Raw genomic sequence first — 26,644 nt, forward strand, 5'->3', positions numbered from 1 at the left:
TGTCTTCGGCTCTGGTTTCAGTCACTGGCGGTGGAAACGGAACCTGCCGTACCAACTTGACGGTTTCGAAAGGCAGCCAAAACATCTGTCAGCGTGCTAGCGATGTGCTCGCGCATTCGTCGCTCCGCCTCTTCACCGTCGCGCAGCTTCAGCGCTTCCAAGACCTCTTGGTGCTGCTCGATCGATCGTTCAAGTCGATTGGGAACCAATAACGCGAGTTCGTGCAACCGCTCGGTCAACTCCTTCAGGTTGGCGACCATTCGCAGCAGTCGAGGCGTACCTCCCACACTCAGGACCACTCGGTGCAATTCATCCGTTGCATCGGAGGCGCCGGCGCGATCGCCATCGGCAAGCATTGCTGATGCCACGGCCATGCGTTCCTGCAAATGTGCAAGGGCGGAATCGCTGAGCAACTCGGCGGCACGTCGCGCACTGATACCCTCCAGCGCTTGCCGAATCAGATAAGCCTCGTTGATGTCTTCTGCGGAGATTCCAACGACGATGGCACCTTTGCGCGGCAGAATTTGGACCAGGTGCTCATGCTCCAGACGGCGAAGTGCCTCGCGGATGGGGGTCCGGCTGACCTTCAAGTCGTCAGCCACTCCCAGCTCGGTCAGCGGCTGGCCCGGAGAGTATTCGGCACTGAGGATTCGGGATTTCAAGACCGCGAACACCCGGTCACTGGTGGTCGTGGCAAGGCTCTTTGACGCGGCAATTTCCAACGTTTTTGACTCCGATAACGTCTTGTGGTCATGTTGGGTACCGATTGTATACAACGTGGGTTCGCCAGGCAAACGACGGCACCCGCGGATCGGATGCCTCCCGCTCAAAGCCGCCTTGGTTTGTTTCTGACAGCCGGGTTAACAGCGGAAGAACCGTTCCCGCACTAGAGCAGTGTTAACGCCGACTAAGGGCAGGCTCCGGTCCACTTGAGGTCATCGAGATCTCGTAGCCGAGAACAAATCAGCTTCTGCAGACTGACGTACTCGGCGGTGGAAATCCAAACTTCCATTCCACCGGGCGACACTTTTCGTCGGCGAGCGAATCGGGACTGATCGAAAGCCTGGTCGGTCAATTCGAATTGCTCGATCCGAAATGGCGTTCCTACGATCTGAATTTCCTTCTTGACCGTTCCGCCGATCAGCTCAAACGACAATTACGTATCAAACTTGAATGAGTTGCTAAGCCGGTCCGCCAGTGCACGTGTATCCAACTCGGAAGTTCCGATCACAAAATCTGCACCGGTGGTTGAGCGTGGAAACAAGTAGTACACGCTGGAGGAAGATCTCCTCAGCATGTAGTCCAATCCCGCCTCATTCATGGCTGCGATCAATTGCGTAACGGCTTCCCCAAGCTCCACGTCGTGGGGGCCGCTGGTTCCTGCAATTTCGGCGTCGTTTCTCGCGAGACAACCCCATCCCCTGCCAATCGTTCAACCAGGATGGTGGCTGCTTCCACAAGTCACGTTGCTCAACAAAAACAGACCACTCGTCATGCATCCGCATGTACTTCACGATCCCGGGCATGAGATCGCGACTATACCCGCTGGAAGTTTCGATCATTAGTGCCACATGACGTTTCATTCATACATTCAAGACAGCATACGATGCTGGCGAAGTTCGCGGAGCACGAGCACTGCAGCCAGCAATTCTTTGGGACATAGTTGAGGCTAGTTCCGAGGGACGAGCGTACGATTCGATGAAAGGCGATTCTATCCCGGAAGACACACGAGAAACACGGTCACGACGCATACCATGCCAAAGATGGCGGCAGAAATTGCGGATCAAACGTACGATCAAATGCGGACGTCCAGTACCAAAATTCGGTTTCATTGTTCAAGCAAGACCAATTAGTCACTCAATGACGCGTTCGTCAGGTTTGAAAGAATCATTGCCGCAATGTCGTCGTTGTTCGTGTCTTGCATCAGTAGATGCGAGTTGCCGTCGATGTTTTGTTCGGGCAGCCAGATCATGGTGGCCTTTCCACCGGCTGCCTGAATCTGTTTCACCATTTGAGCACTTGCCTCGTAGCGTCCTTGCATCGGACGCAAGTCAAAGTTGTCGCCGTAGACCGCGATCAGTTGTTTGTCCGCGAAGTGCTGCTTGATGTCGTCAGCATTCGTCGGCGTCCCGGTTACCTCCACAGTGATTAATCCGTTGACCAGATCTCCTCGATCGCGTGTCGCCGCGTAGCCGGTCGGCCCAGCCGCGGAATGGACAAGTATCGTGGCCGGACCAATCTTCTCCAGCAATTCGACCAATGCGTTGACTTTGGGGTTGGTGCCTCGCCTGCCGGAAGCGGTATCACTCGGGGTATCCGAATCAACCTGCTTTTCCTCTGCCGAACCGGCCTCGGCACGTTCTTGCACTGCCTGCCCGCGAAAACGTCCGCGTCGTCGAAATTCGCCTGCACCGCCCTGACCTGCAGCAGCTCCGCCACGACCGCCGCTGCGGCCACCACCCGACATGACCGGCGTCATCGATGCATGGAGTTGATCGATATGCTTGTAGGGAAATCGCGTGTTCTCTGCGGGAACACCGGGTTCAGGCCCGATCCCCCAACGACGCCACGTGATCTCGTTGGACCACAGCATGATGCGTGGTGTCGTTTCCGAGGCGGTGATCTTCCCAACCTCGAAACCCGAGATCGCATTTCCTGGTTCGTCGAAGACATACACGGGATGCCCCGCCTTGGCAAAGATCTGCGCCCAACCCTCTCGTCCATCGGGAGTTCCGAGATACAGATAAGAAGTCAATCCCATACCGGGGATCATGACGATGGGTGATTTGTCTTGCCGCTTTTCTTTCGGCGGGACCAGGAAATGAACGGGGGCCTGGTCGACGATTTGATTTCCACCGCCAAATCGCCCCGCGCTGGTCATGGCGACCTCACGTCCACCCACGAACATGACGCCCATTTTCTCCAGCACCAAGGGCTCGCTGGCAGCCGCTGAGGCCACTGTGAAAAGGGCAAACACAGAAGTCCAAATCGTGTTCTTCATGATTTAACTCAGTATCTCGTGTGCAACGGTTCCCGCGGTCTCGGTCAAACGCATCTCGCGACCCGCATAGCGGAAAGTCAGTTTTTCGTGATCGAATCCCAGCAGATGCAAAATAGTGGCGTGCCAGTCGTGAATGTGCGTCTTCCCGGAGATCGCTTCGTAGCCGTGATCATCCGTTTTGCCGTACTGGAATCCGCCTTTAACACCACCACCAGCCATCCACATCGTGAATCCCTTGTGATTGTGATCGCGACCTTTGCCATCGGGGGAGTAAGGCGTACGGCCGAATTCGCCACCCCACAAGATCAGTGTGTCCTTCAGCAGATCACGACGCCGGAGATCTGTAATTAAACCCGCGATCGGTTTGTCCGTTTCGGCGCAATTCTCTGAAAGTGCAGTTTGCAGATTGCTGTGCTGGTCCCAGCTTCCGTGTCCAAGTTCGATGAATCGGACGCCCGCCTCGGAAAATCGCCTGGCCAGCAAGCATTGACGCCCAAACCCGTCGGTGGGATCTTCGCCGATGCCGTACAGGGCCAGCGTATCCTGCGTTTCACCCGACGTGTCCATGACTGCGGGCACGGCATCTTGCATTCGGAAGGCCAATTCGTAGTTTTCCAGCGCCCCTTCAATCTCTGGATTGTGGATATCCCTCGCTAATTTTTCACGATTTAGGTTGGCGAGTAGATCGAGCTGCGCGCGCTGATCGGTCTTCGACAGACGCTGATTTACCGCATTGTTGATTCCATACGGATTCACTTCGCCACGACGCATCCGATCAATTCGTCGGTTGCGGGCACTGGTGTCAGTAACGGTGAACTTGGTGCCTTGAAATGCCGCCGGCAAGAAAGCACTGCCGAAGTTCTGTGCGCCGCCGACACTACTTGGCGGATTGATCGAGATGAAACCTGGCAGGTTTTGGTTTTCGGTGCCGAGTCCGTACAGTGCCCACGCCCCCATCGACGGCCGGACTTGTTGAAAGTTTCCTGTATGCAATTGCAACATCGCCTGGGCGTGAGACGGTTGGTCGCAATGCATGCCGTTAAGCAGGCACAGGTTATCAGCTTGCTTGGCCAAATGGGGAAACAACTCGGAAATCCAAAGTCCACTGTCGCCATGCTGATTGAAACGAAAGCTTGATTTGCACCAGGGTGTCCCGTAGTTGGAAGGCCTGCCATGATCGGTGGCTAGCCTCGGCTTGTAGTCAAACGTATCGACGTGCGAGGGGCCACCGCGCATGCACAAGAAGATGACTCGCTTGGCACGAGGCTCAAAATGCGGCGACCGTGAATTCAACGACGATTCGCTCGCGGGACTTTGCTCCGCGGCCAGCGCGGAAAACGCCAAGTAGCCAAACCCAGCCGACATGCTCTGTAGGGCATGGCGTCGCGAGATAGAGGGTGCTGTGGGATGGTTCGTGCAAATCATGGATAACAAGTGTTTAAAAAAGCATGGGCTATCTGTCGCCTTTCGCTCCGCGAAACTCGCGGACAACCGTTGCTTTCGCGGAGCGAAAGACGACATTCAATCAATTTGGCTGAACTCGGTGGTGCACATCAAAACCTGGCAGTAGGCGAGGAGCTTGTCTCGCTTGTCGAGTCTGGACGAATCGTTGAGCGAATCCATGAACGCGAACGCATGCTGACGTTCGGCGGGCGTGGATCGGCGTCCGAGCAGAAGCAAATAGGCGGAATCGACTCGCTGGCTTGCGGGCTGGTTCAAGAGTCGATCGGCAAGGCTTTCTGCCTGACTGGCCACAAATTCGTTGTTCAACATGTACAGAGCTTGCAGCGGACTGGAGGTCGACTCGCGGGTCCCCGAGACGCTTCCGGCATCCGGTGCATCGAACAGCTCCAACATTTCCGGCATGACACTTCGGACTCGCGGCAGGTAGACCGAACGGTGGTTTGATTCAATCGCTCGAATCACGGGCTCGAACACGTTTTGGCCGACCGTTCCTTCGCCGACACTGCGCAGGTAAGTCCCAAGCGGTCGCTCGGGATCCAAATTCCCCGCAGCGAACAACATCGCATCGCGAATCGATTCTGCTTCCAATTGTCGTTTGTTCGTTCGCCACAGCAAACGATTGTCGGGATCAATATCAAAGTTGGCAGCGTCGAAATCAGAGGACAATTGCCAGGTGCGTGACATCGCAATTTCGCGAATCAATGACTTGATCGACCAACCGTTTTCCATGAACCTGGCTGCCAAGTGATCCAGCAGCTGCGGATGCGAGGGGCGTTCACCGGAAGCGCCAAAATCATCCGCGGTCCGCACCAGTCCCTGACCGAACATCCAATACCAGACGCGACTGACAATCACTCGTGCCGTCAGCGGATTTTGTTCACTTGCGATCCACTCTGCCAATTCAAGTCTGCCGCTACCATTGATGCGTGGAGGAAGCGAATGCCGACCGGGTTTTGAAAGGACCTGCACAAAGCCGCGCGGGACCAGTTGAGCCGGTTTGTCAATCTCGCCGCGAAGCAACAACCGAGTCGGCAACGGGAAGTTGCGATCTTGGGTGCCCATGGCAAAGACCCTTGGATTCCCACGAGAGTCGTAAGCTTGCAGCGTCGCCTCCGTTTCATCACGATCGCTGCGAATCCGCCTGAGCGTTCCGCGGAAGACGTTCTCGCCACTGCGAATCTTCTTCATGGCGTCGTCAACGGTTTGTCTTGCGTCATCGCGTGCTTTCACCAATTCCGCATACTCATCAGCGGTCAGTGCCGGGATTCCAGGCTCTGGCCCCAAGCCGGTGATGTCGATCAACGTGGTCGCCTGTCGCGTCTGGGCCTTGATCAAACCGTAGTGCGTTTCAGTTGCTCGAAAGATTCCCGCTAAGGCGTAATAATCCGATTGTGGAATCGGATCTGCTTTGTGATCGTGGCATCTCGCGCAAGCAACCGTGGTCGCCAGAAAGGCTCGCGTTGTGGCATCGATCTGTTCGTCGACCAAATCCGCATAGAATTTCTGTGCGTCTTCCTCGCCAACGAGCTTCTGGCCCACGGCCAAGAACCCGGTCGCGATAATGTTCTCGGCCCACTCAGCATCGCTGCCGATCGGCAGGAGGTCTCCGGCCACTTGCTCCATAATGAAGCGATTAAAAGGTTTGTCGTTGTTGAAAGAATCAATCACGTAGTCGCGGTACCGCCAGGCGTGCTGGTGAACGTTGTTGGAGTCACCGCCGGTCGATTCGGCAAAGCGAGCGACGTCTAGCCAATGTCGCCCCCATCGTTCACCGAAGTACTTTGACCCCAACAAAGTATCCACTAGCTTCTCAATCGCGGCTTGATTCAAGCCTGTGGAGTCGCCCTCGATTTCAGCCGACCAGTGCTCGATCGCAGCCGGTGTTGGTGGCAACCCGGTCAGCACGAAAAAGAGACGCCGAACCAACACTCCAGCCTCTGCATCTGCAACCGGCTGTAGATCCTCGGACTCCAATCTCGCCAACACGAAGCGATCGAGATCATTCCGTGGCCAGGAGGCATTCGTCACCGTCGGCGGGCGAACGAGCTTTGGTAATTGATAAGCCCAGAAGTTCCGTCCAGCGGCCACATCGATTTCAGACTTTACATCAGGAACGTTCTTAGTGACGCGTGGGTCGGGGGCTCCCATTTCGATCCAACGACGAATATCTGCGATCACCTGGTCCGGCAACTTACCTTTGGGTGGCATCTGATAGTCGCCATCGTAGGTGATGGATTGATAGAGCAAGCTATCGAGTGCCGACCGCCCACGGATCGCCGGCCCACTCTCGCCTCCGCGCCGCAAAGCGTCGCGCGTGTCGACTTTCAGGCCCCCGCGAGACTTCCCCGATTCGGTCGAATGGCATTCGTAACAATGCTTGACCAGGACCGGTCGAATCTTCGTTTCAAAGAACTGATCTCCGGCTCGATCGTCGGCACCCGCAACGATCGACGAGCAAAACAAAATAGCAAGGCAGATGCACGTTCTCATTTACTGGTCCTCTTTCTTGGTGGCCGCTTCGGCTTCACTGCGATAACCGTTTGGCCGGACGAGGAAGTATTGCGTTGGTTGACGTCGGTATCATCCGTAATCACGTTCAACTCGGTGATGCGATTCCCCTGGGTGACAAGCCTTGCCGAAAGTGGCTTTTGCATGCGAGTGAAAACGGGATGCTGCATGCCGCCGGCCAATTCGATTCCCACACGGAACTCAAACGTCCGCCTCTCACGCATGGCAGCAGTGATTTTTGCGTCCGCCGGAATGACCGCCGTCAATGTCTGCGACAAATTCCCGCCTCCACGGCCGCGACCTCCTCGTATCCCACGACCTTGCCCCATGCCACCGCCTCGCATCCTGCGACCGCGCCCAGCACCTGGGGCACCTCCGTTCTGTGCAGCATCTTGGGCTTGGCCGCCTCCGCCACGTTGCATGCCACGGCCACTGGAAGATTCGACAAATGCAATGCGATTGCCAAGAACTTTCTGGATCGTGATAAACCTCTCTTCGCTGCGAGCAACCGCCGGAATGGCGAGCATCATCGTTAGGGCAATCGCAAATCGGTGCATGAACTCGGTCTTCGCGAAATGGAAAATGGAGTAGCTGTTCGTTGTCGTACAGCGAAGCGGAGATTGGACGCGCGATTTCAAAAAATCTTGGCTGTTCTTCTTGATGAGCAATTCAGATTAATTTTGATTTTCCGCGTCCAATCAGGTTCCACTTCGACGACTACAGTTGGCTGAAGGATCGTCCTGAAGCGTGCTCCAGCAAATAACTCGCCGGATAGATCATGGTTTCCAAGACTGCAACTACACTGACTATTGCCGTTCTCTCGCTTTTTATCTTTTCAGATAACGCCAAGGCCCAGCGGGGTGGCCGCGGCGGAGGGGGATTTCGTGGAGCTGAGACGCAGGCGCCCGATGGAGCGGATCAGGAGAATTTGGGACGCGGCCGAGGTGGCCGGCGAGGCGCAGCGGGTGGTCAGGCGGGCGGTGCGAGGGGAAACACAACCGGGAAGCTTTTCGCCGCGATCGATGACAACCAGGATGGAATCATTACGCGTCAAGAAATGCAGAACGCGCTGCGTGCCTTCACCAAATTAGATGAAGACAACGACGGCAAGCTGACCGCTGAGGAAGCGGGCGAACGGGCCGCCGGAGGGCGAGGTGCAGCGATGCGCGGGCGCGGTGGCCAAGGGCAAGGAACGCAAGGTGGAGCCCGACGAGGCGGAGGCGGCCAACGCGGTCGTGGCACGGCCGCCCCACGGGACCAAGACTCAAGTGGCAAATCGGGTAAAGGCAATCCGCTGTTGGATGATTGAGACTGGTGAGCGATCCCATTCCTACCGAACCACCGAATGAAACGGACAAGGGCGACCCGGGAAGTGAGTTTGTCTCACTGATCGTTCAGCATCGGCACGCGCTTTACGCTTTTATCGCCAAGCAGCTTGCTCATCCAGCGGATGCCGAGGACGTTTTTCAGAAGACGAGCGTCGTTTTGTGGTCGAAAATGGCGGACTTCGATTCGGGCGGCAGCTTCTTTCATTGGGCTTGCGGAATCGCCTTTAACGAAGTGCGCAATCATCGGCGTACGCAAGCAAGGAATCGACTCCATTTTGATTCCGAGCTTTCCGAGTTGCTTGCTGAGGAATCCATGGCAGAGGAGGAGCTGACTCTGGCTCGGCTGCAAGCGCTCAACCGTTGCATGGAACAACTATCACCACGACAACAGCAGATCATGCGTCGCTGTTACGACGGGACCTCCACGATCTCGGAAGTGGCGAGCAAGCTCGGTCGCAGTCGTGATGCCCTTTACAAACAGCTCGCTCGACTTCGCGAAAAGCTGTCGGATTGCATACGTGGCCATATTGCAGCGGAGGATTTTGTGTTGTGAGCGCTCAAGACCTCGACCGCTTAATCGATTTACTCGTCGCTGGAGACATATCTCCCGCCGAGCATGAAGAGCTGCAATCACTTCTGAAAGCGGATGGGAAAGCTCGTGCCGCATTCCGCCTGCGTATGGACCTGGAATCGGGATTGCGTGGTTGGGCCGCGGAGGCACCGGAATCACACGCAATCAAGCATGGGCCAGTTGCAAAACACGTTACTCTGCATCCCGACGCGCATTGGGTGACGGAAGCTCTCGATGCGCGCCCCACCTCCCAACCCTCCCTGTGGGAGGGTCGAGCGAAGCGAGGGGAGGGCAGGCACTCCAAGCGTTGGATGAACCGGCAATTCACTGTCCTCGCAGTCTTGGCCGCGTCCGTCATCTTTTTCATCGCAGCCCTCTCGTGGACTCCAAAAAACAATGAGCAAGAAATCGCCGGCTCGCAGCTTTCCTCCTCTGATGGCAACTTCATTACGGAAAATGCACTCGGGCAGTTAATCGAACAGCCCGACTGTCGCTGGCAAGTCAAACCGGTTTCGTGGGAGGGCACATTCCGCTCCGGCACGGCCGTACTTCAGCAGGGAGCAGCAGAGCTCAAGTTTGGGTCGGGAACCAACCTGATTCTTCAGGCACCTTGCGAGTTGAAGGTGACTGATGCAAGTACTGCGGAGTTGCTCTCCGGAAGCGTGGCAGTCCATGTCACCGAACAGTCCAACGGTTTCGTGCTTGGAACGCCCGAGTCAGAAATCCTGGACGAAGGAACCGAGTACGCCGTGTCGGTGGCCAAAGATTCCACAGAAGTCCACGTGTTTGATGGCAGCGTGTGGTGGGTGCCAAAGCTTGAAGGCGCACGATCAACAGATGACCTCGAAGACAAGATTGAAGCTGGTCAGGCGAAGAAATACGCGCGATCGAAACCGAGCATTGGAAAGTTCATACCGTTTGGCCAGCGTCAGTTCGTTCGACGCATCGAGCAGGCTGTTCGAGCAAATACCGAGGGCGAAATCATTGCCTACGACGGATTCGAAAATATTGCTGGCCGAGTTCGTCGCGGCCGCAGCGGATTCGGATGGTCCGGAGGTTGGCTTCCCATCGGGCAGCGACGCGGCAAAGCAGCGGAGATTATCGATGCTCCTGCCGGATCGGTGTTTGGAGTCTCACGCGAGCAAAGACGACTGATGCTGTGCTCCGACGGCACTGATATCCGTCGTGAACTATCACCGCCGATTACTTGGGACCCCGGATCCGAGCTCTATCTAAGCATTATCATCAGATCTGCAGAAATTGAATCTCACCCTGCCCCAGGAAGCAAACGACCACAGGACACAAACCCGCCTCAGGATCGTCCAGACTTAGATCGTTCATTGCGAATCACGCTCGAGCCTGACTTACCTGGCCGAGGTCGAACGCGACATGCGGTTGCCTCATTCGGAATCACATCGAGCGGTGTGCCGTTTATCAACAGCCGTCACCGTGTCTCTCGGACCGGCTTATCGATCCTGCCGGGCGAGGATTACTTTTTGGTGGTACGATTGCCGTCCGCTGATTTGGATCATTCGCCGCAATTGCGCATGTACCATTCTTCTGAAGCGATCGAACCGGCAACAGCGGAAACGTGGACCGTCGAGGCCGAGCTACCGCTAGAAAGAAAAGCGATTCGATGGATTCGCATTACAGCCGGCAGCGATGCCGTATGGCACCTCGATGAACTACGCCTCGGTTCGACCTGGCAATCAGTGATCGCGAGAGAAACAGACGCGGACTCAGAAAAACGATGAAAGCTATCGTCAAATTCTCGCCACGCTCCCTGTAGTTTTCTGGGGCGTGGACCGGTCAAATTTGACACTCGATAGGGAAGAGACAGTTTATCTATAGCACGACAGCATGATCGGTCGTAGCCGGGACCGCCCAAGTCCTCCCTGTACAAAACCGATCCGGAGAGAGTCATCGGATATTGCAGGTTTTTCCAGCGTGGAATGGCTGTTGAGATGCATTTCCCGTCTCATTCGCTACGTCACGCGACGAAGCGGTTGCGAAAGCTGTTTGCTGCTTGGCTATTAACCGATGCTGTTGTATCTCGCTTGTCTGCGAGTGGTTAACAGGGGAAGAATGTAGCCTGTAGCGACTTCAACGCTGGCAATCTGTTCCGGTCCTTACGAATGGTGCGGCCGAAACCTGAACGGGCAAACACAGTTCACACCCGCGACCGTTGCGGCGAGCGAAACGTCCCGTACGCTCATCGTTTCAGCGGGGTACAAAATGATGCACCCCGGTCATTTCAGGAATTGCGAGGGAATCGGCAGCACGAATGGCCGCGATTGTTCACCCACTTTTGACACTGCTAGCGTCGCTCACCCGGCAGGAGTTGGCCCAGCAAGTGACGTATCTGAAGGCGGAGAATGCAATCCTTCGAAGCAAGTTACCCGATCGGATCACACTGAACAATCAGGAACGGCGTCGACTCGTTCGCCACGGCAAGAAGCTTGGCCCACGGATCAATGACCTGATCGCAAACGAGAGCACCTCTGGGGTCCTTGTATTGATTTAAATATCAAAGCCTATCGATTAACTGTCGGTGTTCTATAGTTTCAAACTCGACGTGAACCTTCCGTTTTCTCAAGTCTTCATCGCCATAAAATTCAAAAGCTGACTCTCCTTCTCCTTCTGAAGACGCACGACTTCGACGATTGAGTTCGTTGATGACTCGTAGAGCGTCGAGCGCAGTAATCCAGTTGTCGCCGCTGACATCGAGGAGGTTTTGTTCTTCGGTTGGAGTCAGGATGACTGAGCGGCTTTCGTTCTGCCGATTTAAGTGATTGATGACAAGCAGCGCGTCTAACGCGCTGACGATGCCATCGCCATTCACGTCGTTGGGATCGCTTTCTCGGTGCTGGGGTTTTAAGTCGGGGACGATAAGGGTGACGCCTTGGCTAGTCAGTTGCCGATAGGCCACTCCGTCAATGTCGATACCGTCTGCTTCCTGCCAGGCACCATCGAGTTGCACGTCGGCATCGCGAGCGAAGTCGAGTCGCAGCGTGTTGCTGCTGTCCGTGATTTTCTCGACCGCGTCACGATCGATTCTCATTTTGAATCCTGTCGCGAAGCTTGCGTCCAGGTGGTCAATGTCCGTAACGTCATCGGCGAGCTTGTTAGTCACGAAGTCCAGGTCAATATCGGCTTGGTAGACCAACATCTTGTTATTGGCGTCGTCGGGCAATTCAGAGGCGACAGGTTGCTTGACTCCATGCTGTCCATCGACTCGAGCAAAGCTGCCTGTACCTACAACAAATTCGTCATCGCCCCATTGCCCAAAGATCGTGTCGTGGCCCATCGTGGTTTCGATGTAGTCGTTGCCAAGTCCGCCTTCAATCAAGTCGTCGCCACCACGATCGAGAATGGCATCGCTGCCCGCTCCGCCAAAAATAGTGTCATTGCCGAGGCCGCCAACGATTTCATCGGGGCCAGCTCGACCTAGCAATACATCTTCAGTTGCGTCGTCCTCGGTTTCCTTGCGACCGATGAACCATGGTTCGCCACCACCGGTTTCATGGGCGTACAGTTGATCTTCATCGTCTCCTCCATCGATGTAGTCCGCACCGCGACCACCGCCGATCAAGTCGCCACCAGCATGCCCAAAGATGCGATCGACACCATCGCGGCCTTCTAGCCAATCGGAACCAGCCTCACCGAAGATCTCGTCGTCGCCGTCACCACCGATTAAGTGGTCGTGGCCTTCGCCACCATAGATCTCATCGTTTCCGCCGACACCGTGCGCCCAATCCTTGCCAATGCCACCTTCCAGATAATCATCGCCGGAACCACCAATGACTTCGATGATGTGGAACGTGCCGTCGAAGTCCAAAACCGCTCCATCGTCGCCAATGAGAATATCGTCACCCGCATCGCCGCGAATGATGTCGTTGCTATCGTCGCGAATATCCTCGGTCGCATCGTTGCCGCCGATCAGAATGTCGTTGCCATCGAAGCCATCGATGAAGTCTGCGTCGAAACCGCCAAAGATAATGTCGTCTCCGAGTCCACCTTTCAGGCGATCAATGCCGCGGCCTCCATGCACAAAATCTGCACCAGCACCAGCGTCTACCAAGTCATCGCCATCGTCGGCTTCGATCGCATCGTCGCCTAGTCCGCCATAGACTTCATCATCTCCGCTGCCCGCCTTGATCCAGTCACTGTCGTCACCGCCGTAAACAACATCGTTGCCATCGCCAGCGTCGAGCGAGTCCATGCCGCTGCCACCGAGAATCGTATCGTTGCCTCGGCCTGCGTTCACCGCATCATCACCCGAACCGGCATCGATGAAGTCGTCGCGGTCGCCGCCTGTAATCGAATCGTCGCCCGAACCGCCTTCAAGCGTATTCGTACCTGCTCCACCGCGAATCTCGTCATCTCCGCCGTTGCCTTGGATCAAGTCGTCGCCGCCACCGCCTTGCAGGATGTCCGCCAAGTTGCCGCCTACGAGCTCATCGTCGCCTTGGCCGCCATGGAACTCGACGGGGACGTCGATACTGCCGAGCACTACAAGGGAATCATTGCCGTCGCCCGCATCCGCTCGAATGCCATTCACGTTGCTGATCGTCTCAGTGATGCCAAACCCGCTGACTTCGATCACCGAGTTGCCATCGGCATCTAGGCTCGGAGCAAACGTCACGTATTCGTCGATGATGCCCTGACCGACTTCACGTCGATCGGCCGAATCGCCGACGAACAAGTTGTAAACTCCATCCGCATCGATTTCCCCCAAAGCTAATGACTGAGCCGGAGAACAAGAGAGACCGAACTCAAGCAATTTGACCGTGGCGATATTTTTGCTGAACGGGGCGCCGAGCACCTGGGCTTTGACGCGAAGTCCAGCTGAAACCGAGCCGGCGAAATCGAAGGCACAGAGGGGCAAGTTGTCAACGAATTCCTGCAACCGGACTTTGCCGTCGCCGCTGGTGTCATTTAAGTTGGCTCCGACAGTCGCGTAGATGCCGCCTCCAACCGAAGCGCTGGCCACACCGGTTGTCAGAGTCGCAAAAGCTTCAAGACTGCCTCGCAAGGTGACTTCGTCAACGTCGGCTCCCGTCCCATCCACGTTTTCCGTGTCGCTTACGAAGAATCCATCGCCCAATTCCAGCGGATTTCGCGACTCGATGAAGTTCCGTAAACCGCGAGTGTCGTAGCCAAACGCAAACTGGGCCGAAACCCCAATGCCGCCCACAAATTCAACTGCGAGCGGGCCGGTAATCGGCACAGTCACGCCCATCGAAAAGTCTGCTGACAGCTTAGGTGTTTGGTAGCCGAACAGCGTCGCGTCCTGTCCAAGTAAGATTCCGAGTAAGCTGGCAGGATTGTCGATGATTGGAAAGACGAATCCGCCGCCGGTGATCGAAGTCATCTGATCGAGAAACGCGGATGATTCCTGGGCGAATTGCTCCTGCTCCTCGCTACCGGTAAAACTTTCCAGCTCTTCGTGCAGGTCCTTCTCAGAGATCGCAGCATCGTCATTGGAGACGTCTCCCGGTGCCGTGCTCGCACCGACAATGACCACTTCACCGAGCGGAATTAGGACCGACTCTCCAGCAACAGGCGTTGGGATGTTGGACGCCAAGTCAACAATCTGCACGATAGCGTCAATCATCTGCACATCAACGTTCCCAAGCAACGAAGCTAAGTCGAGAAGGTTTACCTGATCATAGGGAGCCGTCTCGCCAGCGAATTTGTCGACCAAGAATTCGAGATCGTTGGCGACTGGTAATGGCTCGGTCAGGATATCGACAATCGGCTCGATGGGTTCGAGAACTGCCTGGACTCGCCCCAGAATGTCGCCAGCAAATCCGCTGATGAACGAACCCAGGTCCAAAGCGATGTTCTCAATGGCGACTCGCTCGAGACTACCCGATAAGTCGCTGCCGTCAAAGTTCCAGTCCAGTACGAAGTCGGCTTGTAGCTCGGGCAAGGCAGCAAAGGTGGTTCCGGCAACGAGCGCGAAGTCGATGTCGGCAGCCCCGGTCAGTTTCGCTGCGATCAGATCCGCCGGTGAGACAGCAGTCGATACCAGCTCAGAGAATGTCAGTAGGCCATCGCCTGACGGTTCCTTGAGATCCACATCAAACTCGGCTTGCAGGCGTGAACCCTGGTCCGTTGCCGAGATCTGGAACAGTCCCAGTGTTCCGGTGAGTTCAGCTTGCGGCAACGTGACGAGCACACCCAGCTCAAGTTCATTCACATCGGTCGTGTCGACATAAAACCCGTTTGCGCGGTCGACACCGACTGCTACGTCCAATGCCCAGTCGAGTGATGCATGCACGCCACCGTCCAAGTCCAGGCCGACGCCTGGCAACCCAAGGTCAAAGTCGATTCCCGCGCCGACTTCATAGGAGCCGCCGAGCATCAGGTCCAAGGCCACTGCTTGGTTCAGCGAATCAAACAGAAGCGAGATATCTTGGTGATCTACTTTGCCATCGCCGTTTGTATCGGCGAGTCGCATGACGTCGCCGAGCGCGTCGAACAACACTTGCTTAACTTCTTCGACTAGTTGTCCCGGCTGCAAGTCGTCTCGCAGAATCGGCAAAGCATCTTCGCGGACTTCACGCAAAAAGTCAGCCGCCGACTCAAACTTGTCGCCTACCATCGGCAAGTCGCGATTGAGGACTTGTTCACGCAGTAGACCTTCGACTTTGATCAGCAACGCCTCGATACCATCGGCCAGAACGCGTAGACCCTCGTCGACTGGATCAAAATCCTCGATCAGACTATTCACATCCGGTGCTTGCAACGTCACTTGCGGATCTTCTTCATTGAACAGCCCAGCGATGTTGCCGATGCCCACGATGATCGCATTGGCCTGGTTAACCTCGCTACCGCCTACCGGATCGGATTCCGTTGGGAAGTACAGTGGCAGTACGATGGAAGCTCCTGCTGCGAAGGTCGTCTCGATGTCCGTCGCCGAGATCGATCGAACTTCATCCAGTGTGTATTGACCACTGGCTTTCGAAGCCAAGCCTGCGGCAAGTTGTGCGGAATCCGATGTCGCCGCGTCACCATCGCCATCCACTGTGATGCTGCCTGAGCGAATGAACAAGCCGAGCGGCCCCATGGCGATGGATGCGTTCAAGTCACTGGCCCCGAACGCAACCTCGGCTTCTAATCCGGTCGTGTCTCCGACGTACAGCGTTGGGGCAGTCGCTGTACCGGAGAGCACGTCGGCGACATCCGCACCGAATACTAGATTCGCCTGAAGCGCGGCGAGTGCCGCAATGTTTGTCTGGGCTCCCACGTCGACCAGCTCGCCAAGCAAATCAAAGGCACTTGTATCGTCGGTTGAGGCGGCGACAAGATCAGCCAAGTCGAGGGAGAGTGGCAAGTTGGCTTGCTGTTCGAGGCTGAATTCAACCGACATTTCGAGCGTGTCGTTTTGCCAAACCAACAGCACATCCAGCAACTCTGGTGAAAGCCGCAGTGCGTCTTCAAGTAGCAGCTCCAAACGCTCGCCCAATTCTTGAATCGTCGCTTCGTCCGTTTCCAGTAAGTTGTCGAGCGCTTGCTGCAGCTTTGCCGCGTGGTCCAAAAGCGTGTTGACACTGGAACCGACGCCGGGCAATTCTTCGTTCCACTTCCCTTGTTCTGTGAGCGTATCCAAGACTTCGATCACATCACCCGCCATGTCCACCCACTGATCAATCGTCACGGTGGAGAGTGAGTTGACGTTTCTCAATGCCTCGTTCACGTCGAGCGAGAAATTGGTTGGATCATTCAAGTCGTCGATACCAACCGTGATGACGCCGCCATCGAGTTCCAATCCAGGAATTCCCTCTGCAGTGATGTCCTCCAAAGAAATATCCGCCGATCCAGTCAAGCTCGACGACTGCACCAACGCTCCCGGATCAGTCAGTACCAGTTCGCTCAAACGCTTGAAGGTGATTCGTCCATCGGTTTGCTGATCGTCGGCAAGCTCCAAAGCGACGGTCGCATCGGCGGCAACCCCGATTTCACCGACACTCAGGCCTACGAAACCCAATCGGGCTGACGCACTTGCTGACTCCGTCGCTGCTGTGACGTCCGCAGAGATGCTAACGTCATCAATGAAAAAGTGATTCGCCCAGCTATCGTCGTCACTGATGTCGTCCGGCGTGCTGTCCTCTGCCAGGGCATTCAGGTCAACGCCGAACACTCCCGACAGTAGGAACTCACCGGTTGCTCCAGCGGTTCCATCGAGATTGAGCCCAGCCAACGAGCCGTAGGATTTGTCGGTAGTCAAATCGAGCGCTGCTAGATTGCGTGAGGCCGAGACTTCAAAATCGAAAGTCAGTTCAGCCGTGTCCGGCAAGTACGAAAGCAAAGTCTCTCGTTCGGTGAGCATTTGCAGCCGCTCACGGAAGTCGTCGAATGTCGCAAAGTCTGCTCGTCCCTCATCGTCACTCAGGCCTCCGTCTACCATTTCGCTGAACCGATCCGCCAAGCCTGAAAGATCCGGCAACTTCAATCCTTCCAGCCAGGGCAGGAAGTCATCGCCAAGCCCAGAGGCGTCGCTGGAATCGAGCGAGCCGAGCAGTTCATCGAGCTTCGATCCGATCAAGCCGAAAAAGCCTCGCAAGTCTTCTTGATCGATGCGTGTCATGCGAATCAGGTCGCCCGTCTCCGAAAGTTCTGGCAACTCAACTGTGCCATCGAAGACTGCTGAGTCATTCCAAACGAACGTCTCGCTGCCGGAGTAGTCACCGATCGCGAAACCGGTATCGAACTCGGATTCAAAACTGCCCGTTGCTGCCAGGCTGACCAGGCCGTCGATGGAAGCCCCTTGCAACTGGTTCGCAGTGATCCTCTGGCTGCCGAAATCTGCCTCCAATTCAGCATTCAGCAGAACACTACCATTGTTGACGCTCGCCCCAAGTGGCCCAATGTGGATGCCACCGCTAATTCCACTTGCATCAATCGATAGGCTCGTCGTCACTTCGCCGAGACTCGCGTAAAATTCTTGCCCAACACGATCCACGCCAAGGGTGATCGTCATCTCGGTGAGGGATTCGACAGAAACGACAGGAGCATCATCCGCCCAGGAGATCCACAGCGCCTCGCCAAAGTCACTGAGCATTTCGCTTCGAGTCGTCAATTGCTGTAGAGTGGCCGTCAGTTCGATCGACGCTCCCGAGGAATCGTCGATTTCTTCCACCGACACAGAACCGGAATCGATCCTTGTCGTCGTTCCTCCGCTCGACAACTGAAATCCGTCGAGCAGGCCAACCACATCGGCTGGGGTGACTTCAGCGGCTGATGTCAGCAGGCTCGAAAGCGGTTCGATCAAACCATCGCGGACAATCTCTGAGAAGTCTGAAAGCTGACCTGCTGATTTCTCTAGTCCTGGGATCTGCTGAGCGTACTGCGCGTGCGTTTCGACTTCATCCAGCGTGTCGGCCAGTGTTTCCAGGCCACCCAGCAGCGTCGTTTGCTCAAGCGGAGCGAACAAGAGTTGTCGCTTTTCCAGTGTTTCAAAAGTTCGTCGTCGCTTGGCGTTTCTGTTCGTTCGTCGTGACATAGCGGCTGAATCCTCTCCGGCTGAAATGGTTCTGCCGGTGAATTGCAATCGCTTTCAATAGTGGACAAGAAAAACGAAAAATTTGACGCAGAGGCGCAGGAGGCGGAGAGTCGCAGAGAAGAGGCTGTTCATGCAAACGATTTCTCTGCGTCCCTGCGTCTCCCCGCCTCTGCGCTTCATTCTTCACAGCCCGTTCACAACACGGTGAAACCCGTCTTTGACCATCCGCTCTCCGAAATTCACGACCAACCCGAGCTTTAGATTCATAAGCCGAAGATACGTCAGCGTTTGGGCTTCAAACAATTCGTTGTACCTCGAAGTAGCTTTACATTCCACGATCACCAAGGCATTGACCAAGAGATCGAGCTTCAACGGCGTGGAAAGAGCTTTCCCTTTGTAGTTAATGGGGACTTGGAGCTGTCTTTTGACGTTAAAACCGGCTTCGTTGAGTTCCCATGCGAGAGCCTCCTCGTAGACCGATTCCAGCAGTCCCGGCCCACCAAGCGTTCGGTGAACTTCAATTGAAAGATTCAAGACAGCTTTGCTGATATCGTTTTCCTGCATCATCACTTCTCCGTGAAACAAAGGGAATTTGACGCAGAGGCGCAAGAGACGGAGAGTCGCAGAGAAGACAACTGGAATTCATTGTTCTCTGCGTCCCTGCGTCTCCCCGCCTCTGCGCTTACTTCTACTTCCTAGATTTTCGCAAATTTCGATGGCCAAGAAGCCTCGCGAGCGCAATTCACGTCTACGGAGGTAACAAACCATGAACTTTCTTGACTTCAGTGAGCAGTCACTGGGTATCCGCACATTGGCTGCGGTGACCGTTCTCATCATCCTGGCGGTGATTGCCGCTGGGGTGGTTGTTTTCGCTATGATGATGGTTCTGTTCAGCGTCGATGGTCCTGATCATCGCATGAACGACTCCACGTTGAAGTGGGGTATCTGGATCGTCGGCATTTCGCTTGGTTTGGCTGTGCTTGTGCCGCCGATTCTTGTCTTGCTTCGAGCGTCGCCAGCGATCAGCTTACTGCCAGCGGGACTGGGATTCGTGGCCGCTGGCTTAACGACCCTCTGGCTAGTTGTGCAAAACCTAGGAACCTAAAATGGACCACGAGTCAGTCAAATTGGTGGACCGCTGGCGTGGTGGAGACGAGCTGGCTGCCGGGGAGATTTACGATCGCTACGTCTCGCGATTGATCGCCTTGGCGGCAAGCAGACTTTCTCCGACACTTGCCCGACGCATTGAAGCCGAAGACATCGTTCAATCGGTCTACCGCAGCTTTTTTGCTCGGACAGGTGAAGACCGTTTGCAAGTTCAGCAAAGCGGCCAACTTTGGGGCTTGCTGGCCGCTATCACACTGAACAAGGTCCGCGCGCAAGCACGGTTCCATCAAGCGGATAAACGTAGCGTTACGGCAGAAGCCAGCATCAACGCCAGTCGCAGTTGCTACGGTTTGGCACCCGCCGATTTGGCCGGTGAGCCCACCGCAGACGAAGCAGCCATCCTCGCAGAACAGTATCATTTGGCCGCACAAAAGATGACGCCTGTGGGCAAACAAGTTTTCGAGCTGTACCTCCAGAACACATCCGTTCCGGAGATTGCAAAAGCAGTACGCAGATCGGAACGTACCGTTAGACGTGAGCTCGAGCAGATAAGAAAACTGCTCACGGAGATGTTGGAGTCGAGAGCGGACGCGTAGATGACCAACATTGCCGACGAATACGAAAAACATTTTAAAGCGGGGCTTCGCGACTTGGGCGAATTTCTCCGCCAGCGGTCATTGTCAGTTGATGAAGTTCGCGAAGTTGTACTTGCTGATCAGTATCTTCGCCATCAGCACTCCGAATCGATCCCAGTGCAACAGTACATTCGTGATCTCGAAGTCGTCGCAAACGATCACTCTCTGCAAATCGAACTCTGGTGTGAGGCCTTCGGATACGTCGAAGAAGACCAGTCCTTGACGCCTTCCACCCGGGCCGCGTTCTTAGACGAGGTACCCGCAGAAATTCGCGGGCAAGTCAGTCAAGCCGTTGGCACATCGGCAAGCCCAGCGATCGAATCCGATCAGCGTCCAGAACTCGATCGATATCGCATCGACGATGAAATTGGCCGAGGAACTTTTGGGATTGTTTATCGTGCTTGGGATCTCCAGTTACAACGGAGCGTCGCTGTCAAAGTCATTCATGGCTTGGCAACCGACGAGACACTCTTCGCCGAAGCCCGGATTGTCGCCAAGTTAGACGACCCAGGAATCGTTTCTGTTTTTGATTGCGGTATCGATCCACTGGGACGAACCTTTATTGTCACATCCCTGTTGGACGGCCAGAGTCTTTCCGATTGGTCCATGTCCATCGATAAGGACCAGCCACGCATTGTGCGTCTATTTGCGGGCCTCTGCGATTCACTCGGGAAGGCTCACGCATCAGGGATCGTGCATCGCGATTTGAAACCCAGCAACATCATCGTTCGCGAAGGCGACCGGCCAGTGATTCTTGACTTTGGACTGGCCTTGGCGGAATGGAATGCCGGACGCAGTGGCGAGCTGGTCGGCACTCCTGCCTACATGAGCCCCGAACAGGCGCGCGGAGAAGGCCACCGCGTCGATGCTCGAAGTGACGTGTTTTCGTTGGGCGTTTTGTTGATTGAAGCGTTGACCAAACAACGCCCATGGAGAAGTCAAACGTCACGGGAATTACTCGAAGAAGTCTCAACTGGCAGACTTATTTCAATCGGACGGATAGCTCCTGAGATGCCCGTCGAGTTGCAACGGATTTGTAACAAAGCCACGGCTGCAGCGATGAGCGATCGTTACGACTCCGCGGCAAGTCTGGCAGAGGACTTGCATTGGTACGAAAGTCGTCCTCAGCCAGCCCAAATCGCCACCCCGATGCGAACTCCCAATCGCGGCTTGCGCCCTTTCACGTCGGCAGACGCCGATGACTTCTGGGCTCTGCTGCCTGGACAACGCGATGCACGCGGGATGCCGGACAACGTACGTTGGTGGCTTGATCGCCTTCAGCCGACCGAGCCGGCAGCCACGGCAAGACCCGTACTCGTTTTGTACGGCCCCAGCGGAAGCGGAAAGAGTTCGCTCCTGCACGCAGGAGTTTTGCCGCACATTAGTCCGCAAATTGATGTCACCTGTGTGGACATGACGGAACAGAAAGACCTTTCCGGCCTCGCGAATGAACTCCACCATCGCTGTGGACTCAGGGGATCTGAGGCGGGCAGTTTTTCCGAACTTTGTCGCCAGCTTCGGGAACAAGGGCGAACCAAGCAGGTTGTGGTGCTCGATCAATTCGAGCAAGTGTTCAGTTGGAATGAATCCGAGCCCTTCGGCGACGAACTCGTCCAAGGATTAAGGCAGGCTGATGGAGCGCAGTTGCAATTCGTCCTTGTGGTGCGCGATGAATTTTGGTCCGCCACGAGTCGACTGATGCACTCGATTGACCAGCCACTAAGAGATCAACGCAACGCCATCGGCGCTGAGGTTTTCGGCAGTTCTCACGCGGGCGCGGTCCTGCAGATCTGGAGTCAGCATTCTCTGAGTGAACAGTTTGTTGAAGATGCTTTAGATCTGGTGGCTGAGGACGGCCAAGTTGTAGCGGTACGCCTAGCTTTGCTGGCAGCGCTCCTGGGGCAGGACGAGTGGACGAGGACGCGGTTGGACCAGCTCCGTGAGCGTGGCTCTCTTGGACAAGTCTTCTTGGAAGAATCCATTGATCGATCGACACAATACAAACACATGACGGAGCCAGCGATAGCTTGCCTGCGACGGCTTGTCCCGCAAAATGGGAAGTTACGAGGATCCCCGGTTACGCGAAGCGATCTTTGCAAGACGAGTGGCTTGAATGCATCGGACCCGCTATTTGGGGACTTGATGGATCGTCTTGACCAGCAACTGCACCTGATCACACCAACCAGCAGCAGTGATGCCGAAGCTTCCTATCAGTTGACACACGACTTTTGGGTAACCGAGATTCGCAACTGGCTCCGGCGGCATGACCGTTCGACTATCAAGGGACGAGCTGCGATTGATTTGTTGGAGCGTTCTGAGAGGTGGCATGCAGACCCGAGCAAGAGCAACCTGGCTGGCCCCATCGATTGCCTGCGATTCGGATTTCTCACAAGACCAGAGAACGATGAGCAACGCCGGTTTGTGCGTGCTTCTGCGGTGCGACAGCTGAAGGTCGATACGGCAGTCATGGCTGTTCTCGCTCTACTCGCGGCCATGTTTTGGTGGACCATCAAATCAGTCGAGGCTGGGGCCATTGCTGAGCGCGTTGCAACAAGTAGTACAGATCAACTGGACGCCAGCATTACTGATGCGCGCCAGCGATTGCGTTGGACCAAGCCGCCGCTGACAAATCAACTCCAAAGATCGGAAGCGAAAGGCGATCTGCAAGCGAAAGATCGAGTCGCCCTTGCACTCTTAAAGTCCGAACCCGAGCACGCGATGTATTTGAGTCATCGAGTCTTGGAGGTTACAGCGCCGCTACGAAACATCATGCTCAGCCACTTGCGATCGGACCTTTCGGATGCTGATCGAGATGCTGTCATCGCATCGCTGGTAAGTGTGCTTTCCGGTCCCGACAACACGCGTCGCACAAGACTGCGAGCCGCTGCCGCTTTGGCACCCCTCGCGCCCGAGCATCCCGACTGGCAATTCCAAGCCAAGGACGTGTGCCGAATGCTCGTCGAATCCGACCCACTTGAGCTTGGTGATATTGCGGCAGGCCTCTATCCCATTCGGGAAAAACTCATTGATGAACTCAAGACGATGCGACAAGGAGGCGACACAACCGATACGCGGACAGCCACCTACTTGCTCGCTAGTTTCGCAGACGACAATCAAGAGGCATTGATTGACTTGCTTGAATACGCATCCCTCAATCATCTGAGCGCTGTGGTTCCAGCAGTGCAGGGATCAAGCAAGGAAATCGCTGTGAAGATCCAAGACCGATATGCAGAGGTGCTGAACAACTGGAATGAAATCAGTGTAAGTGAAGAAGTTGACGGCAACGGGGAGGATGCTGATAGAATCCCGGCGAGTCGTACGTCGGCCATCAGCAATCGGCGAGTCGAGTTGGCTAATCGGCTTGGGAATCTCGCCGCAATTTTACTCTCGATGGGAACGACCGATCATGTCGAAGAACAACTGCATCGTTCGGAAGACCTCACACTTCGCAGCTATATCATCGAGTGCTATTCCCGAGCTGGACTGCCGGCCGGTCCAATCGTGCTGCGGTTGTCCAACCTCAATCCAAAGCCTTCGCGAGGAAATGCTTTTGGAGAAGTAACCGACATCGCAGCAGCATACTTACAAATCCTGGGAAGCCTGCCGCCGTCAAGTCAGGTGCCACCACAAGCACAGGATCTGGCGAGGGACTGTCTACTTCACCAGTTCGATCCAGAGCTTTCCGCTAGCGCCGAATATTTCTTGCGACGTGGCGGCTACAACGTCGACTACTCCCACCTGCCAGGATTCGATGCGGTGGACGACGACACGGACGCATACCGCACGGTCGAGAATCAAGTCATGGTTCGATTGCCGGGAGATATCAGCGCGACAGTTGGATCTTCCCTAGCTGACGTCAATCGCTTGCCTAACGAGGAAATGCACGACATCGACGTGCCTGCAAAACTGTTTGTGAGCCAGCACGAATTGACCGCCGAGCAACTACTTCGGTTTCGCGAAGACTTGGGAATCCGCTCTGCACAATTCGCACCTGGTCAGCGAGGTAATTCGCCGGAGATCGAACAGACCGTTCGACTCGGGTTCTATGAGGCCGCTGCCTATTGCAATTGGCTAAGTGAGCGAGAAGGAATTGAAGAATCAGAGTGGTGCTTCGAGCCCAATGACGAGGGAAGAATCGACGGCGGCATGCGCATTGTTCAAGACCATCTCAGCCGCAGCGGCTATCAAATTCCAACACCCGATCTTTGGGAATACGCTTGCCGGGCAGGCACACGAACACCGCGGCCTTATGGATTTGGCATGGAACTTAGCAGCGGTTCGATTCGTTGGATGGGGACGCGATCGGTCAACCGAGAGGCTACAGCCACGCGACTGCCGAACGCTTTTGGACTCTTCGATATGCTGGGGAATCATGCCGAATGGTCCATTGGACTGGTGACGGATCAACAAGGCGGTTTTCCCTTTGATGCTGGCCCCGCTGGCCCACCACCAGGCTTCCGAGGACCTCCACCCGGTGGGCGATTTCAAAATACCGAAGGTCGCCCGGGTCCAGGACGAGGAGGCCGGCCAGGGATTCAAAGAGGAGGCGGGCCAATCCTAGAAACCGCAGCGGGCAAGACGATTCGCGACAACAGCCTGTTTGCCGTTCTCGGGGGGGCGTTTGATTCTCCCGCTCATAAGGTCCGCTCTTCGGACCGGTCCATCATCAGCCCGCCCATTACCAACAAACCCATCACCTTGCGCCTGATGCGAATCATTCGGCCTTCGCAATAGGAAGTTGACGCAGAGTCGCGAGAGACGGTGAGACGCAGAGAAGACAATGCGCATCAATTCTTCTTTGCGGACCTGCGACTCCCCGCCTCTGCGCTGAAGTTTTTTCGCCGAGGCGCAAGAATCTCTGTCCATTTCAGGGTTCTTAAGCAATTCACCAATGGCGACGTTCTAGCCGCCGTGAACTGCTCGAACCAAATATAAGGACAGAACCATGATCAATCTCCGAATGCCTGCTTTCGCCCTGCTCATCGCATTTGCTGCTCAAACGAGCGCAATCGCCGATGACGCTTCGATCAAAATCACCGATCCGAAGCTTCACTCCATCAACTACGCCTTAGATTCTCTCGAACACTGGATCACCAAGGCCGCTGACGGCGACCAGCAGCGTGCCTCGGCACTTATGCGTGATCATCAAAAGATCGTTGTGCGATTCGCTCGCCTACCTGGTGCTGAAACTGTCCAGTATCGATACGTGCAGAAACGCATCAAAACCCTCGAACAACAAATCCAGGACAAAGCGACTCAAGGCTCTACAGCGGACGATGCAAAAAGCCAATCACCCGCAACCGAAATCCAGAACACCAAACCTCATCCGTCGCTAGCGGGCATCGAAAGTCAACTCAACGGTCTGCTCGCCGACATCCAGCGCTATCAGGATAACGACAAGCAGCGGTCGCGGATGCGAAGCGATCTTGAAACGCTGACTGCTCGGTACGGACGGATTCCAAAGTCTGACCATCCCGTTTACGTGAGCGTAGGCAAAGAACTGGACCAAGCAAAGCGTGCGCTCCAGCCTGCGTCGGGTCCGCTGCAAATGTCCAATTCAGAAGCCGCCGACTTTGTGGAGAAAATCCGCGTTCGCTACTCCGAGCAAATCGAACTGCCACGTGCTCGCGACATCATGCACTCTCGTGAACTCACTGCTGAGGACGTCGATGCGATCATTTCAAAGATCAACACCTTCAAGACTTCCGCAGCTCAGGATCAACCAACGTTGCATCACATCGTCGAGGCTACCGGCCAAGGCCGTTACTGGCTGGAGTGGATCGAGACTAAAGCCATAGAGAACTTGGAGCGTGATTTGACTGCCATGGAACAAATGATCGAGCGCGAAGTCAGGTTCGGGCTTTCCAATGCAAAGAATCGCAGCGAGCTCGATGTTGAGAAGAACAACTATGCCTTCAATAACGAAGCCATGAAAAAACAGAACGAAGAATTGTTTGACCGTACGCTACGAACGCTCATACAAGCTGAGCGGCTCAATTCTTCCCTGAACCGCCAGCGCGATTGGTCAGTACAACGCCGTCAACTGGAACAGTACGTTACCACCTATCGAGCCAAAGTCGATGCAGCCAGTTCCGTACGAGATCTTCCTAAAGAAGTGGGCAACGAAGCTCTCCACAAAATCGCCCTCGAGGTCTTCAAGGACAAAAAGTATGGAGTCGGGAAAGTCATCAAGCGGATCGTCAACAGCAAGCCCGTCCCCCGAGACCGCGTCGAACACAAGGAATTTGCCGGAAGAATTGAAACGATCGTTCGCCAATGGGAAGAGTATCAAGTCACTACCGTGGAAGAAGAAGACGGCAAGTACTTCGTCTACATCAACAACCTCGCCAAATTCACGCGAGCCCCCAACCCCACTCCCATCGACCGCTGGATCCTAAAGCAGCGTTTCAAGAGCGGTGAAATCTCGAAAGACAGACTTTAGTCGAAGCAACTCCCGACCACTGCCCATTGCAATGCGGGAGCAACGCACTCCCGTTGTGTCGCTCCAGCACAATCGCC

Annotated in this window: 16 protein-coding genes; 7 read left to right on the top strand and 9 right to left on the bottom strand. The window is 55.4% G+C overall.

Going from position 1 to position 26,644, the window contains the following annotated elements; translation table 11 throughout:
• Positions 1–17 precede the first annotated feature (17 nt).
• From HFP54_RS16545 to HFP54_RS25270, 7 genes are all read right to left on the bottom strand, one after another.
• Positions 18–776 carry a GntR family transcriptional regulator gene (locus HFP54_RS16545; protein ID WP_168566009.1) on the bottom strand — a complete coding sequence of 253 codons (759 nt, stop codon included), beginning with the start codon at positions 774–776 and terminating at the stop codon, positions 18–20.
• Between the two features lie 131 nt (positions 777–907).
• Positions 908–1,156: a hypothetical protein gene (locus HFP54_RS16550; RefSeq protein WP_168566010.1), complete on the bottom strand. Its 249-nt coding sequence runs from the start codon at positions 1,154–1,156 to the stop codon at positions 908–910.
• A complete protein-coding gene (locus HFP54_RS16555; RefSeq protein WP_168566011.1) occupies positions 1,157–1,321 on the bottom strand; it encodes a hypothetical protein in 165 nt (54 codons plus the stop codon).
• Between the two features lie 528 nt (positions 1,322–1,849).
• Positions 1,850–3,001: an alpha/beta hydrolase family protein gene (locus tag HFP54_RS16560; protein WP_168566012.1), complete on the bottom strand. Its 1,152-nt coding sequence runs from the start codon at positions 2,999–3,001 to the stop codon at positions 1,850–1,852.
• A gap of 3 nt (positions 3,002–3,004) precedes the next feature.
• Positions 3,005–4,426 carry a DUF1501 domain-containing protein gene (locus tag HFP54_RS16565; protein ID WP_235951967.1) on the bottom strand — a complete coding sequence of 474 codons (1,422 nt, stop codon included), beginning with the start codon at positions 4,424–4,426 and terminating at the stop codon, positions 3,005–3,007.
• A gap of 96 nt (positions 4,427–4,522) precedes the next feature.
• Positions 4,523–6,955: a PSD1 and planctomycete cytochrome C domain-containing protein gene (locus tag HFP54_RS16570; protein WP_168566013.1), complete on the bottom strand. Its 2,433-nt coding sequence runs from the start codon at positions 6,953–6,955 to the stop codon at positions 4,523–4,525.
• Positions 6,952–7,503 (bottom strand): hypothetical protein, encoded by a 552-nt coding sequence (locus HFP54_RS25270; RefSeq protein ID WP_206036264.1) that lies wholly within the window; start codon positions 7,501–7,503, stop codon positions 6,952–6,954. Before HFP54_RS25270 ends, HFP54_RS16570 begins: the two co-directional genes overlap by 4 nt.
• 248 nt (positions 7,504–7,751) lie before the next feature.
• Between HFP54_RS25270 and HFP54_RS25985 the strand changes: the two genes are divergently transcribed.
• Genes HFP54_RS25985 through HFP54_RS16590 form a run of 3 tightly spaced genes read left to right on the top strand, consistent with a single transcriptional unit; the run spans position 7,752 to position 10,626 of the window.
• Positions 7,752–8,282 (top strand): hypothetical protein, encoded by a 531-nt coding sequence (locus tag HFP54_RS25985; RefSeq protein WP_261346958.1) that lies wholly within the window; start codon positions 7,752–7,754, stop codon positions 8,280–8,282.
• A 5-nt stretch (positions 8,283–8,287) separates the two neighbouring features.
• On the top strand, positions 8,288–8,854 hold the full coding sequence (locus HFP54_RS16585) for a sigma-70 family RNA polymerase sigma factor (RefSeq protein ID WP_315853917.1): 567 nt from the start codon (positions 8,288–8,290) through the stop codon (positions 8,852–8,854).
• Positions 8,851–10,626, top strand: coding sequence for a FecR domain-containing protein (locus HFP54_RS16590; protein WP_168566015.1), 1,776 nt, complete (start codon positions 8,851–8,853; stop codon positions 10,624–10,626). Before HFP54_RS16585 ends, HFP54_RS16590 begins: the two co-directional genes overlap by 4 nt.
• Positions 10,627–11,399: 773 nt before the next feature.
• Here the strand turns inward: HFP54_RS16590 and HFP54_RS16595 are convergent.
• Both HFP54_RS16595 and HFP54_RS16600 read right to left on the bottom strand, forming a co-directional pair.
• Positions 11,400–18,383: a dockerin type I domain-containing protein gene (locus HFP54_RS16595; protein ID WP_168566016.1), complete on the bottom strand. Its 6,984-nt coding sequence runs from the start codon at positions 18,381–18,383 to the stop codon at positions 11,400–11,402.
• A gap of 183 nt (positions 18,384–18,566) precedes the next feature.
• Positions 18,567–18,950 carry a GxxExxY protein gene (locus tag HFP54_RS16600; protein WP_235951970.1) on the bottom strand — a complete coding sequence of 128 codons (384 nt, stop codon included), beginning with the start codon at positions 18,948–18,950 and terminating at the stop codon, positions 18,567–18,569.
• 199 nt (positions 18,951–19,149) lie between these two features.
• On the opposite strand from HFP54_RS16600, the gene HFP54_RS16605 reads away from it, so the two are divergent.
• The 4 genes from HFP54_RS16605 (at position 19,150) to HFP54_RS16620 (ending at position 26,567) form a co-directional block, all read left to right on the top strand.
• Positions 19,150–19,488, top strand: coding sequence for a hypothetical protein (locus tag HFP54_RS16605; RefSeq protein WP_168566017.1), 339 nt, complete (start codon positions 19,150–19,152; stop codon positions 19,486–19,488).
• A 1-nt stretch (position 19,489) separates the two neighbouring features.
• A complete protein-coding gene (locus HFP54_RS16610; protein WP_168566018.1) occupies positions 19,490–20,086 on the top strand; it encodes an RNA polymerase sigma factor in 597 nt (198 codons plus the stop codon).
• The gene (locus HFP54_RS16615) at positions 20,087–24,859 is read left to right on the top strand and encodes a protein kinase domain-containing protein (RefSeq protein WP_168566019.1); all 4,773 of its coding nucleotides are present in this window, start codon (positions 20,087–20,089) and stop codon (positions 24,857–24,859) included.
• 211 nt (positions 24,860–25,070) lie between these two features.
• Positions 25,071–26,567 (top strand): hypothetical protein, encoded by a 1,497-nt coding sequence (locus tag HFP54_RS16620; protein WP_168566020.1) that lies wholly within the window; start codon positions 25,071–25,073, stop codon positions 26,565–26,567.
• The last annotated feature ends 77 nt before the right edge of the window (positions 26,568–26,644 follow it).

This window comes from Crateriforma spongiae, assembly GCF_012290005.1.
In the GTDB taxonomy this organism is placed as follows: Bacteria; Planctomycetota; Planctomycetia; order Pirellulales; family Pirellulaceae; genus Crateriforma; species Crateriforma spongiae.